Raw genomic sequence first — 15,846 nt, 5'->3', positions numbered from 1 at the left:
CTTCCCGATCGCCTCCTTTCACCGTGAAACCGAACCAGACCGTCCGCGAGATCCTGCACCCCACGAGCGTCGCCATCGTCGGCGCCTCCGACAGCATCGAAAAATGGGGTGGCCGCCTGCTGGCCTACATGTTGCGCCACCGGCACAATGGCCCGCTCTACCCCATCAACGCCAAGGCCACCGAATTGATGGGCCTGCCGGCCTACCAGTCTCTCAAGGATTGCCCCGGCCCCGTGGATCTGGCCATCCTGCTGGTGCCTCGCCAGCACATTCGCGCCGCCGTCGAAGACTGCGTGGCCAAGAAGGTGGGCTGCGCGCTGTGCATTACCGCCGGCTTCGCCGAGACGGGCCCCCAGGGCCGCGCCGACGAGGAAGAACTGGTGGCCATCGCCCGCGCGGGCGGCGTGCGCCTGATCGGACCCAACTGCATGGGCCTGATGAACGCACACCACAACCTGTGCGCCACCACCGGCGTGGTCATGGGCACAGTGGCGCAACTGCCCAAGGGCGGCATCGGCATGGCCAGCCAGAGCGGCGCGCTGATGGGTGCGATGATCTCGCGCGGCGTGGATATCGGAGCGGGCTTTTCCTCCACGGTCTCGGTGGGCAACCAGGCCGATCTCGATCTGAATGACTTCTTCGAATACCTGATCGATGACCCGATGACCGAGGTCATCACCCTCTACATCGAAGGGATCAAGGACCCCAAGCGGTTCACCGCCCTGCTGGAGCGCGCCGCAACTGCTGGAAAGCCCGTCTGCGTGGCCAAATCCGGCCGCAGCGAAGCCGGAGCCCGTGCCGCGGCCTCCCATACGGCCAGCCTCGCGGGCGCATGGCCCTCCTTCGAGGCCACCTGCCGGCGCTGGGGGGTCTATCTGTTCGAGACCATCTACGATCTGCTGCAAGGCGCCCTGCTGCTGCAACGCGGCAAGCGGCCCACCTCCGACAGCGTAGCGGTGTTCTCCGGCTCCGGCGGCGGCGGCGCGCTGCTGGTCGACGGGCTGGAAGCGCACGGCCTCACCCTGCCCTTGCTGTCCGAAGCCACTGTGCAGTCCGTCTCGCCTGTGCTGCCGGCCACGCACAGGCAATTGCCCTTCGATTTCGGCATGCTGAACCACATGGCGCCGCCTGACCCTGAAGTGGAAGGCGGCTCCATCGGCATCGCGCTCGACCGCGCCATGGCCGATCCGGCTGTAGGCGCCGGCCTTCTGCTGCTGACCACTCAGCCGGGCCAGGAACATGTGGTGAAGGCAGCCATTTCCGCGGCCAACCGCAGCGGCAAGCCCCTGGCTTTCGTGCAAGGTGCGGGCAACCACGGCGAAGTGGCCCGCCGCATGATGCGCGAAGCCGGCCATGGTTACTTCGACAGCACGCACGATGCGCTCAAGACGCTCGCGGCGTTGGCCCACCGCACGGAACCTCAGCCGGCCGTGGCCCCTCTGCCCGGATGCGGCGTGCCTCAAGATCTGCCGAACGGCTTTCTCACCGAACCCGATGCGCGCCGCCTGCTGGAAGCCAACGGCATTCCCACCACGCGCTGGTCGTTCGCCGCCGACGCCGAGGCCGCCGTGCGTGCAGCCCGGGACATTGGCGGTGCGGTGGCCATCAAGGCCGTCAGCGCGGCGATCGTGCACAAGAGCGATGTGGGCGGCGTACGCCTGGGCGTCCAAGGCGACGACGACGTCCGCGCGGCCTGCAAGGCCATTGCCGAAGCAGCCAGCGCCGCAGGCGTGAAAGCGCTGGATGGCTACCTCGTGACCGAAATGTGGCGGGCTGACGCCGAGCTGATCCTGGGCATTCAGAACGATCCGGAATTCGGCCCGCTGGTCATGGTGGGCGCGGGCGGCGTGCTGGTGGAGTTGATGAAAGACGTGCAGCTCTGGCCCGCACCGCTTTCGCAGGACATGGCCCTCGCCATGCTGGGCAGGCTGCGCAGCCGCGCCCTGCTCACCGGCTTCCGCGGCCGCCCACCAGCCGATCTCAACGCCATCGCCGACGTGCTGGTTCGCCTGGGTTCGCTGGCAGCGGCTTCGAAGGGCCGCGTCAGCGAACTCGACATCAACCCGCTCTTCGTGGCCGGCAACCGCATCGTCGCGGCGGATGCCCGGGCTACGCTAGTCTGACCAAATCGCCTTCCAGGTTCCCTGGACGCTCCCAGTCTTTATCTGTCCATCATTTCAAGGAGACTTTTTTCATGTCTGAAATCACATACGAAAGCGTAGACGGCGTCGCCCGCATCACCATCAATCGTCCCGAGGTCCGCAACTCGATCAACAACGCCGTGGTGCAAGGCCTGCACGCGGCCTGGCGGCGCTTTGCCGAAAGCAGCGAAGACCGGGTAGCCGTTCTGGGCGCGGCTGGCGAGCAGGCCTTCTCCGCCGGTGCCGACCTGAAAGACATGCCCCGCGATGTGTGGACCTGCATGCCCAACCTCTCCGTGCCTTGCGACAAGCCGATCATCTGCGCGGTGAACGGTTTCGCCGTGGGGGCTGGCGCCACCATGGTCATGCTGGCCGACATGGCCGTGGCGGAAGAGCAAGCGCAGTTCATCTACCCGGAAGCCAAGATCGGCGCATTCGCAGGCATCATGGCGGGCTTTCCTCCCCGCATGCAGTACAAGGCGGGCCTCGAATGGCTGATGACCGGCGACCCCATGACCGCGCAGCGCGCGTATGAGGTTGGCCTGGTCAACCGGGTCGCGCCCAAGGGCCAAGGCATGGCCGTGGCCATGGAACTCGCCACCAAGATCGCCCGCAACGCGCCGCTGGTGGTGCAGGCCATGAAATCGATCGCGCTCAGCACCTTGCCCGTGTCGTCGACCGCACAGCACTATCCGCAGCGCGTGATGCTCGACCGCATCGCCCAAAGCGACGACATCAAGGAAGGCGTGGCCTCCTTCAAGGAAAAGCGTCCGGCGAAATTCACCGGCCGTTGATACCAGAGAAATTCATGATCAGAACAAAACGCCTTCTCGGCATGGCGGCGCTGGCCACCGTGCCCGCCGTCCTGCTGCCGGCTTTCACGCCCGCCCTGGCTCAACCGAGCTGGCCCGACAAGCCGATCCGCTTCATCACGCCTTACCCGCCCGGCGGCTCTTCCGACATCATCACGCGCTTCATTGGTGACCGTGTCTCCAAGGCACTGGGTCAACCCGTGATCGTGGAGAACAAACCAGGCGCCGGCGCCATTCTTGGCACGGAGTACGCTTCCCGGGCTACCCCGGACGGCTACACGTTCTTCGTCGGTCCCACCGCTACCGTCGCGGTGGCACCCTACCTGCGCAAGACCAGCTACACCTGGGAAAGCTTCATTCCGGTCGCCAAGCTGAGCTCGTCGTATGGCCTGGTCTCGGCCCGGAAAGACGCACCCTTCTCCAACTACAAGGAGTTCGTCGCGGCGGCCAAGGCGAATCCGAACAAGTTCAACTTCGCCTCCAACGGCGTGGGCTCCATCGTGCACCTGAGCGGCGTGCTGTTGCACAAGCAAACCGGCATCGAGGTCACGCACATTCCCTACAAGGGCGCTGTCGAATCGATGACCGACATGATCGGCGGGCGTATCGACGTGATGTATGACCCCGTGACGGCCCCGCGCGTGAAGGCGGGCGATCTCAAGGGCCTGGCCACCCTGAGCGACCAGCGGAACCCGGATCTGCCCAACGTCCCCACGCTGAAAGAGCAAGGCTTTGAAGTCAACGTGCCGAGCTGGTTCGGTCTTTTCGCGCCCAAGGGCACGCCAGCGCCGATCGTGGCACGCATGGCCGAAGAAACCCGCAAGGCCCTGGCCCAACCCGGGGTGCGCGAACAACTCCTGCTGTCAGCCATGTACCCTGATTTCGAAGGCTCGGCCGATTTCACCAAGCGCGTCCGCAATGATGCGGCCTACCTGAAGGAAGTGATCCAGAAGGAAGGCATCAAGGCCGACTGACGAAGGCCTCACCAGTCACGTAGGGTGTGCACGAAGTGCGCACCCTGCAGCACCCTGCCCTCTTGGAATAAGCCGCATCCGCACTCGCCTTTCCTCAAATGCCTACACTCCCTGTGTGTTCAGCATCTTGAAGGGCCGCCATGGCGGAGTTTGATTTTGACCTCTTCGTCATCGGCGGCGGATCCGGTGGCGTGCGCGCGGCGCGCATGGCAGCCCAGCGTGGCGCCAAGGTGGGCATGGCCGAAAGCGGCCCCATGGGCGGCACCTGCGTCAACGTGGGCTGCATCCCGAAGAAGCTCTACAGCTACGCCGCCTACTATCACGAAGCATTCGAGGAGTCGCGCGGCTTCGGCTGGCAGCTTCCAGGCGCCCCTACCCTCGATTGGGAAACCCTCAAAGCCAACCGCGCCAAGGAAATCACGCGCCTGAACGGCATCTACGAAGGCCTCATGACCGGCGCCAAGGTGCTCCGCCTGCAGGGCCACGGACGGCTGGCGGATGCCCACACAGTGGAAGTCGCTCATGCGGACGGCCAGACGAGCCGCCACACCTGCCGGCACATCCTGATCGCCACCGGCGGCACGCCCTACGTCCCCGAAGTGGCCGGGCGCGAGCTGGCCGTGACCTCCGATGACATGTTCGATCTGCCTCAGTTTCCCAAGCGCCTGGTGGTGGTCGGCGGCGGCTACATCGCCTGCGAGATGGCGAGCATTTTCCATGGGCTGGGCGCCGAGGTCACGCTGCTGTACCGGGGCGAAGAAGTCCTGCGCGGCTTTGATGATGAAGTGCGCGCTTTCACAGCCAGCGAAATGCGCAAGGCTGGTGTCGACATCCGCGTACGCAGCGACGTGGCCCGCATCGAGGCAAACGGCAGCGCGCGCAAGGTGCATTTGCAGGATGGCCATGTTCTGGATGCGGATACAGTGCTTTACGCTACCGGACGCAAGCCCCGCACGGATGGCCTTGGCCTGGACGCACTCGGTGTCCGCCAGGAGAAGGACGGCACCATCTGGGTAGGCGAGCATTTCGCCACCAGCGTGCCTGGCGTATTCGCGCTGGGCGACGTGGTCGGCCGCATGGAACTCACGCCGGTGGCACTGGCTGAAGCCATGGCCCTGGTGGACCACCTGTTCGGCCCCTTGCCGGGCAAAGCGGCACGCGCCATGGATTACGACCTCATCCCTACCGCCGTCTTCACCCACCCGCCCATCGGCACCGTGGGGCTTTCAGAGGAAAAGGCGCACGAGAAGTTCGGCGCCATCCGGGTGTTCCGCAGCGATTTCAAACCGCTCAAGCACACCCTCTCGGGCAGCAGCGAACGCACCATGGTCAAGCTGGTGGTCGATGGCGCGAGCGACCGTGTGGTGGGCCTGCACATGGTCGGCGCCGACGCGGGCGAGATCGTGCAAGGCTTTGCCGTGGCCCTGAAATGTGGTGCCACCAAGGCGCAGTTCGACGCCACCATCGGCATCCATCCCACCAGCGCCGAGGAATTCGTAACCCTGCGGGAAATCGCGCGGACGTGAACAGAAGCGGCGTGCAGGGCAAGGTGAAGCCACCCTCCGCCCCGCCTGGGAAGCGTCTCGTTACTCGTGGATATCGGCGTCGCGTACGATTTTCTCGTAACGGGCCTGCTCATTCTTCACGAACGAGCCGAATTGGGCCGCAGTGCCATTGCCCGGCACGATGGCCAGCTCGGCGAACTTGGCCCGCAGATCAGGCTGCTGCAACACCTTGTTCATTTCCTGGTTCAGCTTCTCGATCACAGCCGCCGGTGCTTTGGCGGGCGCGAAAATACCGATCCACGAATTCATCGCCAGGTTCTTGAAGCCAGGCAATTCGGTGATGGAAGGCACCTCGGGGATCCCGGCAAGCCGGTGGGCATCTGACACGGCCAGCGGTTTCACTTTCTTGCTGGTGATCTGCGGTATGGCCGAACCCGATGTCAAGATAGCCAAATCCACCTGGTTGCCAATCAAATCGGCGATCGCCTGCGCACCGCCCCTGTAAGGCACATGCAGCAGCTTGATGCCAGCCTGCTGCTAATAGCGCTCCATGGCCAGATGAAGCACCGTGCCGATACCGGAGGTGGCATAGCTGATCTTGCCGGGATTGGCCTTGGCCTGTGCGATCACCTCCTTGAGCGATGAGGCGTTCAAGCCTGGACGCCCCACGATGACCAGCGGCTGGATGGCCAGCATGCCCACCGGTGCGAAGTCACGCTGGGTGCTGTACTTCACGGCCTGCGGATTCACATATTGGGCAATGGCGGCGGGGCTGTCGACAGCCATCAGGATGGTGTAGCCGTCCGGGGCGGCGTTCGCGGCCTTTTGCGTGCCGATGATGCCGCCGCCACCCCCGACGTTATCGATCACCACTGACTGGCCGATCTGCTCGCCCAGTTTCTGCGCGAACAGGCGCGCGATACCGTCCACACCGCCACCCGCGGTAAAAGGCACGATCAAGGTAATGGGCTTGGCCATGGGCCATGCAGGCTGGGCATGGCTTCCGGTTGCGGCCAGGCCGAGAGCGGCGGCAAGAAATGCTCGGCGGAAAGTATTGGGCATGATGAGGCTCCAGAAATAATGGTCGAATGAGGGTGTCTTAAGGCGCTCCGGTCAAGCCGCCGGGGAACCAGGGAAATGCGCCTGCAGCAGCTGTGTGAAGCGTGCGTCCCAGTCTGCTCGCCAAGCCTCACGGCGCTCATCATCGACCCAGGCGCCGTCCAGGCCATTGTGCATGAGCGTCCGCAAGCCGGCAGGCGTGCACCCGAACTGCTCCACCATCATCGCCCATGCTTGCGTGGGCGTGACGTTGTGCAATGTAGGATCGTCGCTGTTCGGGTGAATCTTCAGGCCGAGTGCCAGCATGCGGCGGATCGGATGATCCAGCGCCCAGCGATCAGGCGGCAGCGTGCGCAGGTAATATGAATTGGCAGGCACCACGGTAAAGACCATGCCGCGCTCCAGGCAACGCTCGGCGAGCTCCGGATTGTCGATCACCGTGTAGCCATGGTCGAGGCGGTCCACACCCAGAATGTCAAGCGCGGTCTTGACATTGGTCCACGGCAGGCCGAACTCTCCTGCATGCGCGGTCGTCTTGAGGCCAGCGCGGCGTGCATCGGCATAGGCCTGCTCAAACCATTCGGGGGGCCCAGCGCTTCGCGGTAATCGATGCCGATGCCTGGGACCTCCTCGCGGCGCGCGACGGCCATCCAGGCCACCATCTCGACCGCCGCGGCCGGCGGCGCCTCGCGATCAATCGCGGGTATCAGACGGCCCGTGATACCCAGATCCCGTTCGGCATCCCGCACCGCCTGGACAATCGCGTCCTGAAGCGCGGCGTACGAAAGGCCCGAGTGCTGCACCACGCCAGTTGGATTCCAGAAAAACTCCGCATAGAGCACATTGTGGGCACGGGCATCTTCAAGATACTCGCGCGTGAGCCGGTACAGATCGTCCGGATGGCGCAGCACGTGGTTTTCCAGCGCGCGCAAGCCCGGAATCGCGCCTTGACGCTTTTCACCATGCGCAAAGAGACCATCGATCTGCTCCGCGCTGATACCACCCGAGCGCCGTGCGAGCTCGTGAAAGGTGGCAGGACGTATGGCCCCAAGCAAATGGCAATGCAGCTCGGCTTTGGGCAAAGCGTGGCAAAAAGCATGCAGGGCCGGCCCGTGGGCAACGGCATCGGCGGCGGGGGGAAAGGTATCGGTCATAGGCCAGATCAAAAAGCGGGTTGCGGCTACCCGTCAGAGCGTGCTGATCTCAGAACGTGTTCAGGATCCTGCAGCCTCCTGGGGCTTGATTATCGGCGCCGGCGCCACCAGCCGTAAGCGGCGCAACCCAGGCTCAGGAGCAGCAAACTCAGCGCCAGCCACTTTTCCATGTGATGGATATGCCCCAGCATACGCTGGGCAGCTTCCCCGAAAAACCAGCCCAGGCCGGCGATCAACCCAGCCCAGAGGCATGCCCCCGCTGCATTGAACAACACGAACGTAGCGACCGGTGTGCTCGACATCCCGATCAGCACCGGCCCGGCCACGCGAAAGCCGTAGGTGAACCGTACCCCCAGGATGACCGCCGCGCGATACCGCGCGATCCAGCCGTCCACGGTGTTCTGCCGCTTCGCGAGTGAAGGCCAGCGGGCCAGCAACGCCGGGCCATGTCGCCGGCCCATGAAAAAGAAGAACAGGTCACCCAGGAACCCCGCCAGCGCCGCGGTCCCCAACACCCCGGCGAAACTCAGGTAGCCCCGATGCGCGGCAAACCCCGCCAGCAGCAGCACCGTTTCCCCCTCCAGCAGGCAACCCGCAGCCACCGCCCAATAGCCATAGCTTGAAATGATCTGGGAAACATCCATGCCAAGATATTAGAGGCTAGGAGCGTGGGCGGCAGAAGGCGTCGAAGCGAAATGAGCGAAAAACGAGGACAGCGTGGTAGTACCGACAAGCCCATAGCCGAGCTATGGGTGCCGGAGGTAATACCGCGATGGACCGTTTTCTCGCTCATTGCAGCCGACGTTCTTTCTGCCGCCCACGCTCCTAGGGGGAGCAGGACATATATTGGATAGACTCGCGTGGGCCGAACATCCTCGCGTGATGCGGCCTGAGGAGACCGATATGACTGATCTGAGCAAAATCACCTGCATTGAAGACCTGCGCCAGATGGCCCGCCGCCGCGTGCCGCGCATGTTCTATGAATACGCCGATTCCGGCAGCTGGACCGAAGGCACCTACCGCGCCAACGAATCCGATTTCCAGAGCATCCTGCTGCGCCAGCGGGTGGCCATCAACATGGAGGGCCGGTCCACCGTCACCACAATGATCGGCCAGCCTATTGCGATGCCGGTCGCCCTTGCGCCCACCGGCCTCACAGGCATGCAGCACGCTGACGGCGAGATTGCCGCCGCCCGGGCTGCCAGAAAATTCGGCGTGCCCTTCACGCTCTCGACCATGAGCATCTGCTCCATCGAAGACGTGGCTGAACATGCGGGGCCCGGTTTCTGGTTTCAGCTGTACGTGATGCGCGACCGCGACTTCATCGAACGCCTGATCGACCGTGCCAAGGCCGCGGGCTGCGGCGCGCTGGTGATCACGCTGGATCTGCAGATCATGGGCCAGCGCCACAAGGACATCAAGAACGGCCTGTCGACCCCGCCCAGGCCCACATTGGCGAACTTGCTGAACCTGGCCACCAAGCCGCGCTGGTGCCTGGGCATGCTGGGGACGTCAAGGCGCCAATTCGGCAATATTCACGGCCACGTGAAGGGCGTCGACGACATGGCCAACCTGGGCGCCTGGACCGCCGGCCAATTCGATCCGCGCCTGAACTGGGGCGACGTGGAATGGATCAAGAAGCGCTGGGGCGGCAAGATCATCATCAAGGGCATCATGGAGCCGGAAGACGCCCGCCTGGCGGTCGACAGCGGGGCCGATGCCCTCATTGTCAGCAACCACGGCGGCCGCCAGTTGGATGGCGCGCCCTCGACCATTGCCGCCCTCCCCGCCATCGTCGACGCGGTGGGCTCGCAGATCGAAGTGCACCTCGATTCCGGCATCCGCAGCGGGCAGGACGTGCTGAAAGCCTGGGCGCTGGGGGCCCGCGGCACTTATATCGGCCGCTCATTCCTCTATGGCCTCGGTGCGGCAGGCGAAGCCGGCGTGACCAAGGCGCTGGAAATCATCCACAAGGAACTCGACCTGACCATGGCCTTTTGCGGCCACACGCAAATAGGAACGGTAGATAAAAGCATCTTCCGGCCGGGCACATACCCCATGGCCTGAATTTGCACGGCACGCCCCTCGGGACCAGCGCTTGTCGGGCGTTAAGAACGTGTCAAGGTCATTTCCGCGTGCATGTCGCGGAACAAGCGAGGCGCCACCCCAAAGCGGCGCTGAAACACCTCCGTCAACCTGGCTGGCGGAAAAAGCCCTACCTGCGCGGCCACAGCCTTCAAAGACAGCCCGCGCGACAAAAGCATCCTCGCCGCATCCAGTCTCGCGATCTCGACGAAACGGGCGGGTGTCTCGCCAGTTGCCGCCACGAACTTGCGGTGAAAAGTCCGCTCGGTCATGCCTGCGCGATCTGCCAGCGATGACACATCCAGCGGTGCGCTCAGGTTCTCCTGCATCCACCCGATCAGCTCAGCGAAGGGGCTGTCGCCCTTCACCTGTGCCTGGAGAAGCGGGCTGAATTGCGACTGGGAGCCAGGCCGCCGTGCATAGAGGATCAGCCTTTTCGCGATCTCGCCTGCGATCGAGGCATCCAGGTCTTGCGCGACCATCGCCAGTGCCATGTCGATGCCCGTGGTCACCCCCGCCGATGTCCAGACCTGATCATCGACCACGTAGAGTGCATCAGGGTCTACCGTAACTTTAGGAAAAGCTTGTGCCAATGGCCCGCAGGCATCCCAGTGCGTGGCAACGCGATAGCCGTCAAGCAGCCCGAGCGCGGCGAGAACGAAACCGCCGGAGCAAACCGAGCCGAACCGCTCTACCCTCCTGGCCAAACGCGGAAGCTCCGCCTGCATGACCGAGTCCGTCACAGCGGTCAGCAAATGCTCGCGCTCAGCCCCTGCCACCAACACGGTTTGTGCTTCAACCACCTGTAAATCAGTGATAGGCTGGGTCTGCAGCACCACACCGCAACTGCTCTCGACGCATCCGCCAGAGGATGAGGTCAGGGCGATTTCATAGAGGGCGGGCCTGCCCTGCTGCCCCAAGGCGCGATTGGCGCCGTTGAACACCGATGCAGGCCCGGACATGTCGAGCAACTCGAAGCCGGGGTATACGACGAAGACGACGTGATGCATTGGCAGTAATTACCACATCTTTGTCATTCATGCCAATTCCGCACGTTTTATGCTTTAAGAGCGTGTTCAACGTCTCGGCGCGAGGGCTGTTGTGTTCAAAAAATCGTGGATGCAAGGCGAAAACCGCAGGGATACCTGATGGTATCGCGAGGATTTTCAACGCCGCTGACGCGGTTTTTTGGGCGCAACGGACCCGCGAGGAGACGTTGAACACGCTCTAGGTTACTGGGAACATTGACATGCTGAAGTCCAAGCTCATTTGGGGCGGCATCGCCCTCATCATTTTGTTCACGCTGGGTTTCGGCGGCTGGATGTTGAGCCTGCCAGGAAACACGACAGCCGCCATGGCACCGCCCATTCCGCAAAGCGAAGCCGATGCCCTGCTGACCGCGCTCAAACCGGGCAAACGCCAACGCCCGCTGATCGCGGTGATCGGCATCAACGATGCCACCGAAACCACAGACTACCTCATGCCCACAGGCATCCTGCGCAGAGCCGGCGTGGCGGATGTCATGCTGCTGGCGACCAACTCGGGCCCGGTGCAGCTCTACCCCGCGCTCAAAGTCGTGCCGGATGCCACGGTGGCGGCATTTGACGCCGCACATCCCGAGGGCGCAGACTACGTGATCGTGCCTGCCATGAGCCGCGACGACGATCCGGCAGTCATGGCTTGGCTCAACGGCCAAGCAGCGCGAGGCGCGATGATTATCGGTGTCTGCGCCGGCGCGAAGGTCGTGGGGGCGGCCGGCCTGCTGGATGGCAAGCGCGCCACCACGCATTGGTACTATCTGAACGAATTGCTGAAGCGCCATCCGACCATCGAATACGCTGCGGACCGGAGAATGGTCTCCGATGCTGGCGTAACCACCACAACCGGCATCAGCGCCTCCATGCCGCTCGCGCTCACGCTCATCGAAGCCATTGCCGGTAGATCCAAGGCGCAAGCGGTTGCAAACGACATTGGCGTCGACCGATGGGATGCACGGCATGCCAGCGATGCCTTCCAACTGACTCGCTCCTTCGCCACGACCGTGCTTGCCAACCGAATGAATTTCTGGGGCAAGGAGAAACTCGGCATCCCTCTGGAGCCGGATCTGGATGAAGTATCTCTTGCCTTGGCGGCTGATGGCTGGTCCCGTACCTACCGCTCCAGCGTGACCACATTCGCACACTCGTCGGACGCCGTGAAGAGCCGCCATGGCGTTCGAATCATTCCGGACAGGTCAGGCACGAACTGGCCTGCAGATCAGCGCGTGCCCTTCACAGCCTTGCAAAAGCCAGCCGATGCACTCGACCAGACACTCAGCGCTGTCACAGCGCGTTACGGAGAACGCACTGCCAACGTGGTCGCTATGCAACTCGAATATCCAGGAAAGCCGAGCAAGGCAATATACCCTTGATCTCCTCCATCCCGGAGGGGCAAGCCCGCTTCATGAAGCCTAGTAAGGAGAACCTCATGCCCAGCACCATCCGTCTTCACCGTGTCATTGCCACCAAGCCCGAGAAGCTCTACCGCGCCTTCATCGAACCGGATGCGGTTGCCAGTTGGCTTCCTCCCTATGGCTACCTTTGTACCGTTCACGAACTGGATGCCAAGGTCGGCGGCAAGCACAAGATGTCCTTCCGTAATTTCACTACGGGCGGCAGCCACTCCTTTGGCGGCACCTATCTGGAGCTTGTTCCCGGCAAACGCCTCGTCTATACAGACAGCTTCGATGATCCCGCACTGCCGGGCGAAATGAAGGTGACCGTGGATCTCAAAGCCGTCTCGGTCGGCACGGAGGTCCATATCGAACAGCAGGGCGTGCCCGATGTGGTTCCCGCCGAAGCCTGCTATCTTGGCTGGCAGGAATCCTTGCGCAAGCTCGCGAAATTGGTCGAGCCCGAAATCAACCAGTAGAACTCTCAGCCTGGCTCACGCCGTTCGAACCTCGTAACGCATCTCGGCCATGCCCTCCCCCATCTGGCGCACTGACATCAGGCGCAACGCAGGGCTCAGGACCCTGCGCGGGAAAAGCGGCTTTCCCCGGCCGAGCGTGACTGAACCGATCTGAAGGATCAGTTCATCCAGCAAACCTGCATCGTGGAACTGGCCTGCGAGATCGCCGCCACCGACGATCCAGATGTTACGGCCGCCCGCCGCGGCCTGCATGTCTGAATGGATGCGGCGCACATCACCGCTGACGAATCGGATGTCCGCCCCCTCTATGCTTGGCAAGGAGCGGCTTGAAAACACCCACACCGGTTGGCTATAAGGCCATGCTGTTCCCGTTGATTCGGCCACCTTCGCTGCATTGCGCAGCATCCACTCATAGGTGGCGGATCCCATCGCCAGTGCCCCCACTTCAGCAATGAAGGCGGGGTAGCTCGATTCGTTTAGATCGCCCAGCGGGAAAAGCCACTCCAGGGAATCGTCTTCCGTGGCAAGAAAACCATCGAGACTGGTGGCCGTGAAGTATTGGGTTTTCATTCAGCAATGGTAACGGACCGGCCCCGGCTCTGCCACTCAACGAGAGGGCTGACAAATAGTACAAAACGCTCAAGCTGGAAAAGCCCGGGCAAGTTCAGCGCCTGCATTTTGAATCCATGTTCACGACCTCATCGCGAGGAGCCTCAGGATTTCATCGCTGTAGGCCTTTTCCCGACGAGGCATGTTGCCACCTACCTACCGTGTGCCTGCAACGGCGACACTAAAGTTTGCTTCACGGTGATCCAACCGAGCAATAGCAAAGGATGCAGTATGAAATTTTCCCCCTCCCTCCTCGCCTTGATCGTGGCCGGCACGTTGGCTGGAAACAGTTTCGCAATGACCAATGCCGAGTACAAGGCCGACAAAGACCGCATCGCCGCCGATTACAAAGCCGCCAAGGCACAGTGCGATTCGCTCAAGGACAACGCCAAGGACGTGTGCAAGAAGGAAGCCGACGGTGCTGAAAAGGTTGCAAAAGCCGAGCTGGAAGCGAAAAAGGATCCCTCGGAGCGCAATCACTACAAGGCCCGCCTTGCCAAGGCTGACGCCGACTACGATATCGCAAAGGAAAAATGCGACGACCAGACCGGTAACGCCAAGGACGTGTGCAAAAAGGACGCCAAAGCAGCGCACGTGACTGCCAAGGAAAACGCCAAGGTAGCAAAAGCAGTCGAACAGCCGGCCAATTCCGCAGCCGGCCACCAGGCCAACGTGGCCGAAGCCAGGAAAGATGCCAACGCTGAAAAAAGCGAAGCGAACTACAAAGCTGCGGCCGAACGTTGTGACACGCTTTCCGGTGCAGCCAAAGACAAGTGCGTGGCAGATGCAAAGCTGAAGTTCGGCCAAAAATAAAGCCGTCTTTGATGTTCTTCGTGCTCCCCGTCATTTCGGGGAGCGCCGGAAAACTCGCTGCAACTAACCTGCGCGGCGAATATGCCAGATCGCAGCGATCCAGAAACAGGTTCGTGCATAGACACTCTCCGAACACAGATGCAAATGAGAATGCATATCAATTGTATAAAATACAGCGTATTTTCGATGCATAGAGAAAAAGCCTGTGTCGTCCCTCACCGACCGCGCGGCAAGCCATGCACTAGGGAGCATGTACGCGCAACACAATCATTGGCTGGTCGCATGGCTTCAGCGCAAGCTGGGCAATAGCAGCGACGCGGCCGATCTCGCGCAGGACACCTTCACCCGCATCTGGGTCAGCGCGAAAACCCAGGCTATCGAGGACATCCGCGAGCCCAGGGCCTATCTCACCACAGTCGCCAAACGGCTGGTGATCAACCATCTTGAGCGCCGCTCACTGGAGTCGGCCTATCTGGCTTCCCTGCAGCTCCTGCCCGAAGCTTGCGAGCTGTCGGTGGAAGCTCGGGCCATATTGCTCGAAACACTCCAGGAACTGGATGCCCTTCTGAATGCGTTGCCCGCCAAAGTCCGCACGGCATTCCTGATGTCCCAACTGGACGGCATGTCGTATGAAGACATCGCGGCTCACATGCAGTTGAGCGTGCGCACGGTGACCCGCTACATGGCCCAAGGCTTCCGGCAGTGCCTGGGCATGATGTTGCACACCTGAGATCGTAAACACGTTCTGACCCGTGCAGGCCACTGATACCAACCTCCTGGATGAAGCCGCTCATTGGCTCGCGCGTGCGCATGCCTCGGATTTCAGCGAGGACGAACAGCGCGAACTGGCGCGCTGGCGCAACCGAAGCGCCCAGCACGAGCATGTCTGGCAGCGCGCAGAGCAATTGAGAGGCCAGCTGAACTCGGTTCCTCGGGTAATCGGCAAAGCCGTGCTGGAGCGCCCTCGCCCAGCCAGATCACGCCGCCAGGTGTTGCGCGCCGTGGCATGGGCGCTGGCAACACCCAGCCTCGGCTGGTTCGCCTATCGGCAATTGCCTTGGCAAAGCTGGACTGCCGACTACCGGACAGCCAAGGGAGAGTTCCGGACGGTCACGCTGGCCGACGGCAGCCTGGTACGGCTCAACACCGCAACAGCCCTCAAGGTGTGGATAGATCACGAAGCCCGACGGATCCGCCAGCTCGCGGGAGAAACCCTGATCGAAACATCGCACGCAGCGGCCTATGCCGCCCTGCCCTTTATCGTGGAGACAGACGATGGCCAGATGCAGGCGCTGGGAACACGGTTCATCGTCCGGAAATTCGATGGGAGCACCTTGCTGACAGTGCTGGAAGGTGCGGTCAAGGTCACGACAGCGGGTTCCGGGGGTTCAGCCGTCATCCGCGCGGGAGAGCAGATGCGGTTCAATGGCCATGACCGGGAGCCGGTCATACCCGCGGCGCCGCAAGCGGATGCCTGGGCACGGGGCATTCTCTATGCGGAAAACATGCGCCTGCAGGACTTCCTGGCGGAACTGGGACGGTACCGTGAGGGCATTTTGCACTGCGATCCCGGCGTGGCCGATCAGCGTGTGTCGGGCACTTACCAGTTACGCGACACCGACCGGATTCTGGCGCTATTGGCCCAAACTTTGCCCGTACAGGTATCGCGGCGTACGCGGTACTGGGTGACCGTGGCGCCGCGCTGAAAACACATTTCAAAAAAATTTTGCCGGCCCTGTCCTGTTTTCCTCGCTCGCCTGTCATGGGTTGTGAAGACCACTCAT

13 protein-coding genes and 2 pseudogenes are annotated in these 15,846 nt (G+C 62.5%); 10 read left to right on the top strand and 5 right to left on the bottom strand.

Features of this window, described 5'->3' with window-relative positions; genetic code table 11:
- Positions 1-23 precede the first annotated feature (23 nt).
- From WJU18_RS14935 to gorA, 4 genes are all read left to right on the top strand, one after another.
- On the top strand, positions 24-2,123 hold the full coding sequence (locus tag WJU18_RS14935; protein WP_423460793.1) for an acetate--CoA ligase family protein: 2,100 nt from the start codon (positions 24-26) through the stop codon (positions 2,121-2,123).
- Between the two features lie 71 nt (positions 2,124-2,194).
- Positions 2,195-2,935 carry an enoyl-CoA hydratase/isomerase family protein gene (locus tag WJU18_RS14930; protein WP_423460792.1) on the top strand — a complete coding sequence of 247 codons (741 nt, stop codon included), beginning with the start codon at positions 2,195-2,197 and terminating at the stop codon, positions 2,933-2,935.
- A 14-nt stretch (positions 2,936-2,949) separates the two neighbouring features.
- Positions 2,950-3,927: a Bug family tripartite tricarboxylate transporter substrate binding protein gene (locus WJU18_RS14925; RefSeq protein ID WP_423460791.1), complete on the top strand. Its 978-nt coding sequence runs from the start codon at positions 2,950-2,952 to the stop codon at positions 3,925-3,927.
- A 140-nt stretch (positions 3,928-4,067) separates the two neighbouring features.
- Positions 4,068-5,453, top strand: coding sequence for a glutathione-disulfide reductase (gene gorA / locus WJU18_RS14920; RefSeq protein WP_423460790.1), 1,386 nt, complete (start codon positions 4,068-4,070; stop codon positions 5,451-5,453).
- A gap of 60 nt (positions 5,454-5,513) precedes the next feature.
- Here the strand turns inward: gorA and WJU18_RS14915 are convergent.
- The 3 genes and pseudogenes from WJU18_RS14915 to WJU18_RS14905 all read right to left on the bottom strand — a co-directional run bounded on the left by WJU18_RS14915 (position 5,514) and on the right by WJU18_RS14905 (position 8,289).
- Positions 5,514-6,410, bottom strand: a pseudogene (locus tag WJU18_RS14915) (Bug family tripartite tricarboxylate transporter substrate binding protein).
- A gap of 135 nt (positions 6,411-6,545) precedes the next feature.
- Positions 6,546-7,645, bottom strand: a pseudogene (gene add / locus WJU18_RS14910) (adenosine deaminase).
- A gap of 89 nt (positions 7,646-7,734) precedes the next feature.
- Positions 7,735-8,289, bottom strand: coding sequence for a DedA family protein (locus tag WJU18_RS14905; protein ID WP_423460789.1), 555 nt, complete (start codon positions 8,287-8,289; stop codon positions 7,735-7,737).
- Between the two features lie 259 nt (positions 8,290-8,548).
- On the opposite strand from WJU18_RS14905, the gene WJU18_RS14900 reads away from it, so the two are divergent.
- A complete protein-coding gene (locus WJU18_RS14900) occupies positions 8,549-9,712 on the top strand; it encodes an alpha-hydroxy acid oxidase (RefSeq protein WP_423460788.1) in 1,164 nt (387 codons plus the stop codon).
- 41 nt (positions 9,713-9,753) lie between these two features.
- Here the strand turns inward: WJU18_RS14900 and WJU18_RS14895 are convergent, their stop codons facing one another.
- A complete protein-coding gene (locus WJU18_RS14895) occupies positions 9,754-10,740 on the bottom strand; it encodes a GlxA family transcriptional regulator (protein WP_423460787.1) in 987 nt (328 codons plus the stop codon).
- Between the two features lie 239 nt (positions 10,741-10,979).
- On the opposite strand from WJU18_RS14895, the gene WJU18_RS14890 reads away from it, so the two are divergent.
- On the top strand, positions 10,980-12,140 hold the full coding sequence (locus WJU18_RS14890; RefSeq protein WP_423460786.1) for a DJ-1/PfpI family protein: 1,161 nt from the start codon (positions 10,980-10,982) through the stop codon (positions 12,138-12,140).
- A gap of 56 nt (positions 12,141-12,196) precedes the next feature.
- Positions 12,197-12,640 carry an SRPBCC family protein gene (locus tag WJU18_RS14885; RefSeq protein WP_423460785.1) on the top strand — a complete coding sequence of 148 codons (444 nt, stop codon included), beginning with the start codon at positions 12,197-12,199 and terminating at the stop codon, positions 12,638-12,640.
- 15 nt (positions 12,641-12,655) lie between these two features.
- Here the strand turns inward: WJU18_RS14885 and WJU18_RS14880 are convergent, their stop codons facing one another.
- A complete protein-coding gene (locus WJU18_RS14880; RefSeq protein WP_423460784.1) occupies positions 12,656-13,210 on the bottom strand; it encodes a dihydrofolate reductase family protein in 555 nt (184 codons plus the stop codon).
- A 270-nt stretch (positions 13,211-13,480) separates the two neighbouring features.
- Here WJU18_RS14880 and WJU18_RS14875 point away from each other — a divergent pair, with 270 nt between their 5' ends.
- The 3 genes from WJU18_RS14875 to WJU18_RS14865 all read left to right on the top strand — a co-directional run bounded on the left by WJU18_RS14875 (position 13,481) and on the right by WJU18_RS14865 (position 15,768).
- The gene (locus WJU18_RS14875; protein ID WP_423461005.1) at positions 13,481-14,062 is read left to right on the top strand and encodes a hypothetical protein; all 582 of its coding nucleotides are present in this window, start codon (positions 13,481-13,483) and stop codon (positions 14,060-14,062) included.
- 250 nt (positions 14,063-14,312) lie between these two features.
- Positions 14,313-14,792 carry a sigma-70 family RNA polymerase sigma factor gene (locus tag WJU18_RS14870; RefSeq protein ID WP_423461004.1) on the top strand — a complete coding sequence of 160 codons (480 nt, stop codon included), beginning with the start codon at positions 14,313-14,315 and terminating at the stop codon, positions 14,790-14,792.
- A gap of 22 nt (positions 14,793-14,814) precedes the next feature.
- Positions 14,815-15,768, top strand: coding sequence for a FecR domain-containing protein (locus tag WJU18_RS14865; protein ID WP_423460783.1), 954 nt, complete (start codon positions 14,815-14,817; stop codon positions 15,766-15,768).
- Positions 15,769-15,846: the final 78 nt, after the last annotated feature.

Source organism: Ottowia sp. VDI28, from assembly GCF_049532675.1.
Lineage (GTDB): Bacteria > Pseudomonadota > Gammaproteobacteria > Burkholderiales > Burkholderiaceae_C > Ottowia.
This window is presented reverse-complemented; position numbering and strand designations above follow the sequence as displayed.

Excerpts from the sequence above, each read along its gene's own strand:
- WJU18_RS14870 (WP_423461004.1), top strand. The coding sequence starts at position 14,313 with ATGTACGCGCAACACAATCATTGGCTGGTCGCATGGCTTCAGCGCAAG.
- WJU18_RS14930 (WP_423460792.1), top strand. The coding sequence starts at position 2,195 with ATGTCTGAAATCACATACGAAAGCGTAGACGGCGTCGCCCGCATCACC.
- WJU18_RS14880 (WP_423460784.1), bottom strand. The coding sequence starts at position 13,210 with ATGAAAACCCAATACTTCACGGCCACCAGTCTCGATGGTTTTCTTGCC.
- WJU18_RS14875 (WP_423461005.1), top strand. The coding sequence starts at position 13,481 with ATGAAATTTTCCCCCTCCCTCCTCGCCTTGATCGTGGCCGGCACGTTG.
- WJU18_RS14905 (WP_423460789.1), bottom strand. The coding sequence starts at position 8,289 with ATGGATGTTTCCCAGATCATTTCAAGCTATGGCTATTGGGCGGTGGCT.
- gorA (WP_423460790.1), top strand. The coding sequence starts at position 4,068 with ATGGCGGAGTTTGATTTTGACCTCTTCGTCATCGGCGGCGGATCCGGT.
- WJU18_RS14890 (WP_423460786.1), top strand. The coding sequence starts at position 10,980 with ATGCTGAAGTCCAAGCTCATTTGGGGCGGCATCGCCCTCATCATTTTG.
- WJU18_RS14925 (WP_423460791.1), top strand. The coding sequence starts at position 2,950 with ATGATCAGAACAAAACGCCTTCTCGGCATGGCGGCGCTGGCCACCGTG.
- WJU18_RS14885 (WP_423460785.1), top strand. The coding sequence starts at position 12,197 with ATGCCCAGCACCATCCGTCTTCACCGTGTCATTGCCACCAAGCCCGAG.
- WJU18_RS14900 (WP_423460788.1), top strand. The coding sequence starts at position 8,549 with ATGACTGATCTGAGCAAAATCACCTGCATTGAAGACCTGCGCCAGATG.
- WJU18_RS14895 (WP_423460787.1), bottom strand. The coding sequence starts at position 10,740 with ATGCATCACGTCGTCTTCGTCGTATACCCCGGCTTCGAGTTGCTCGAC.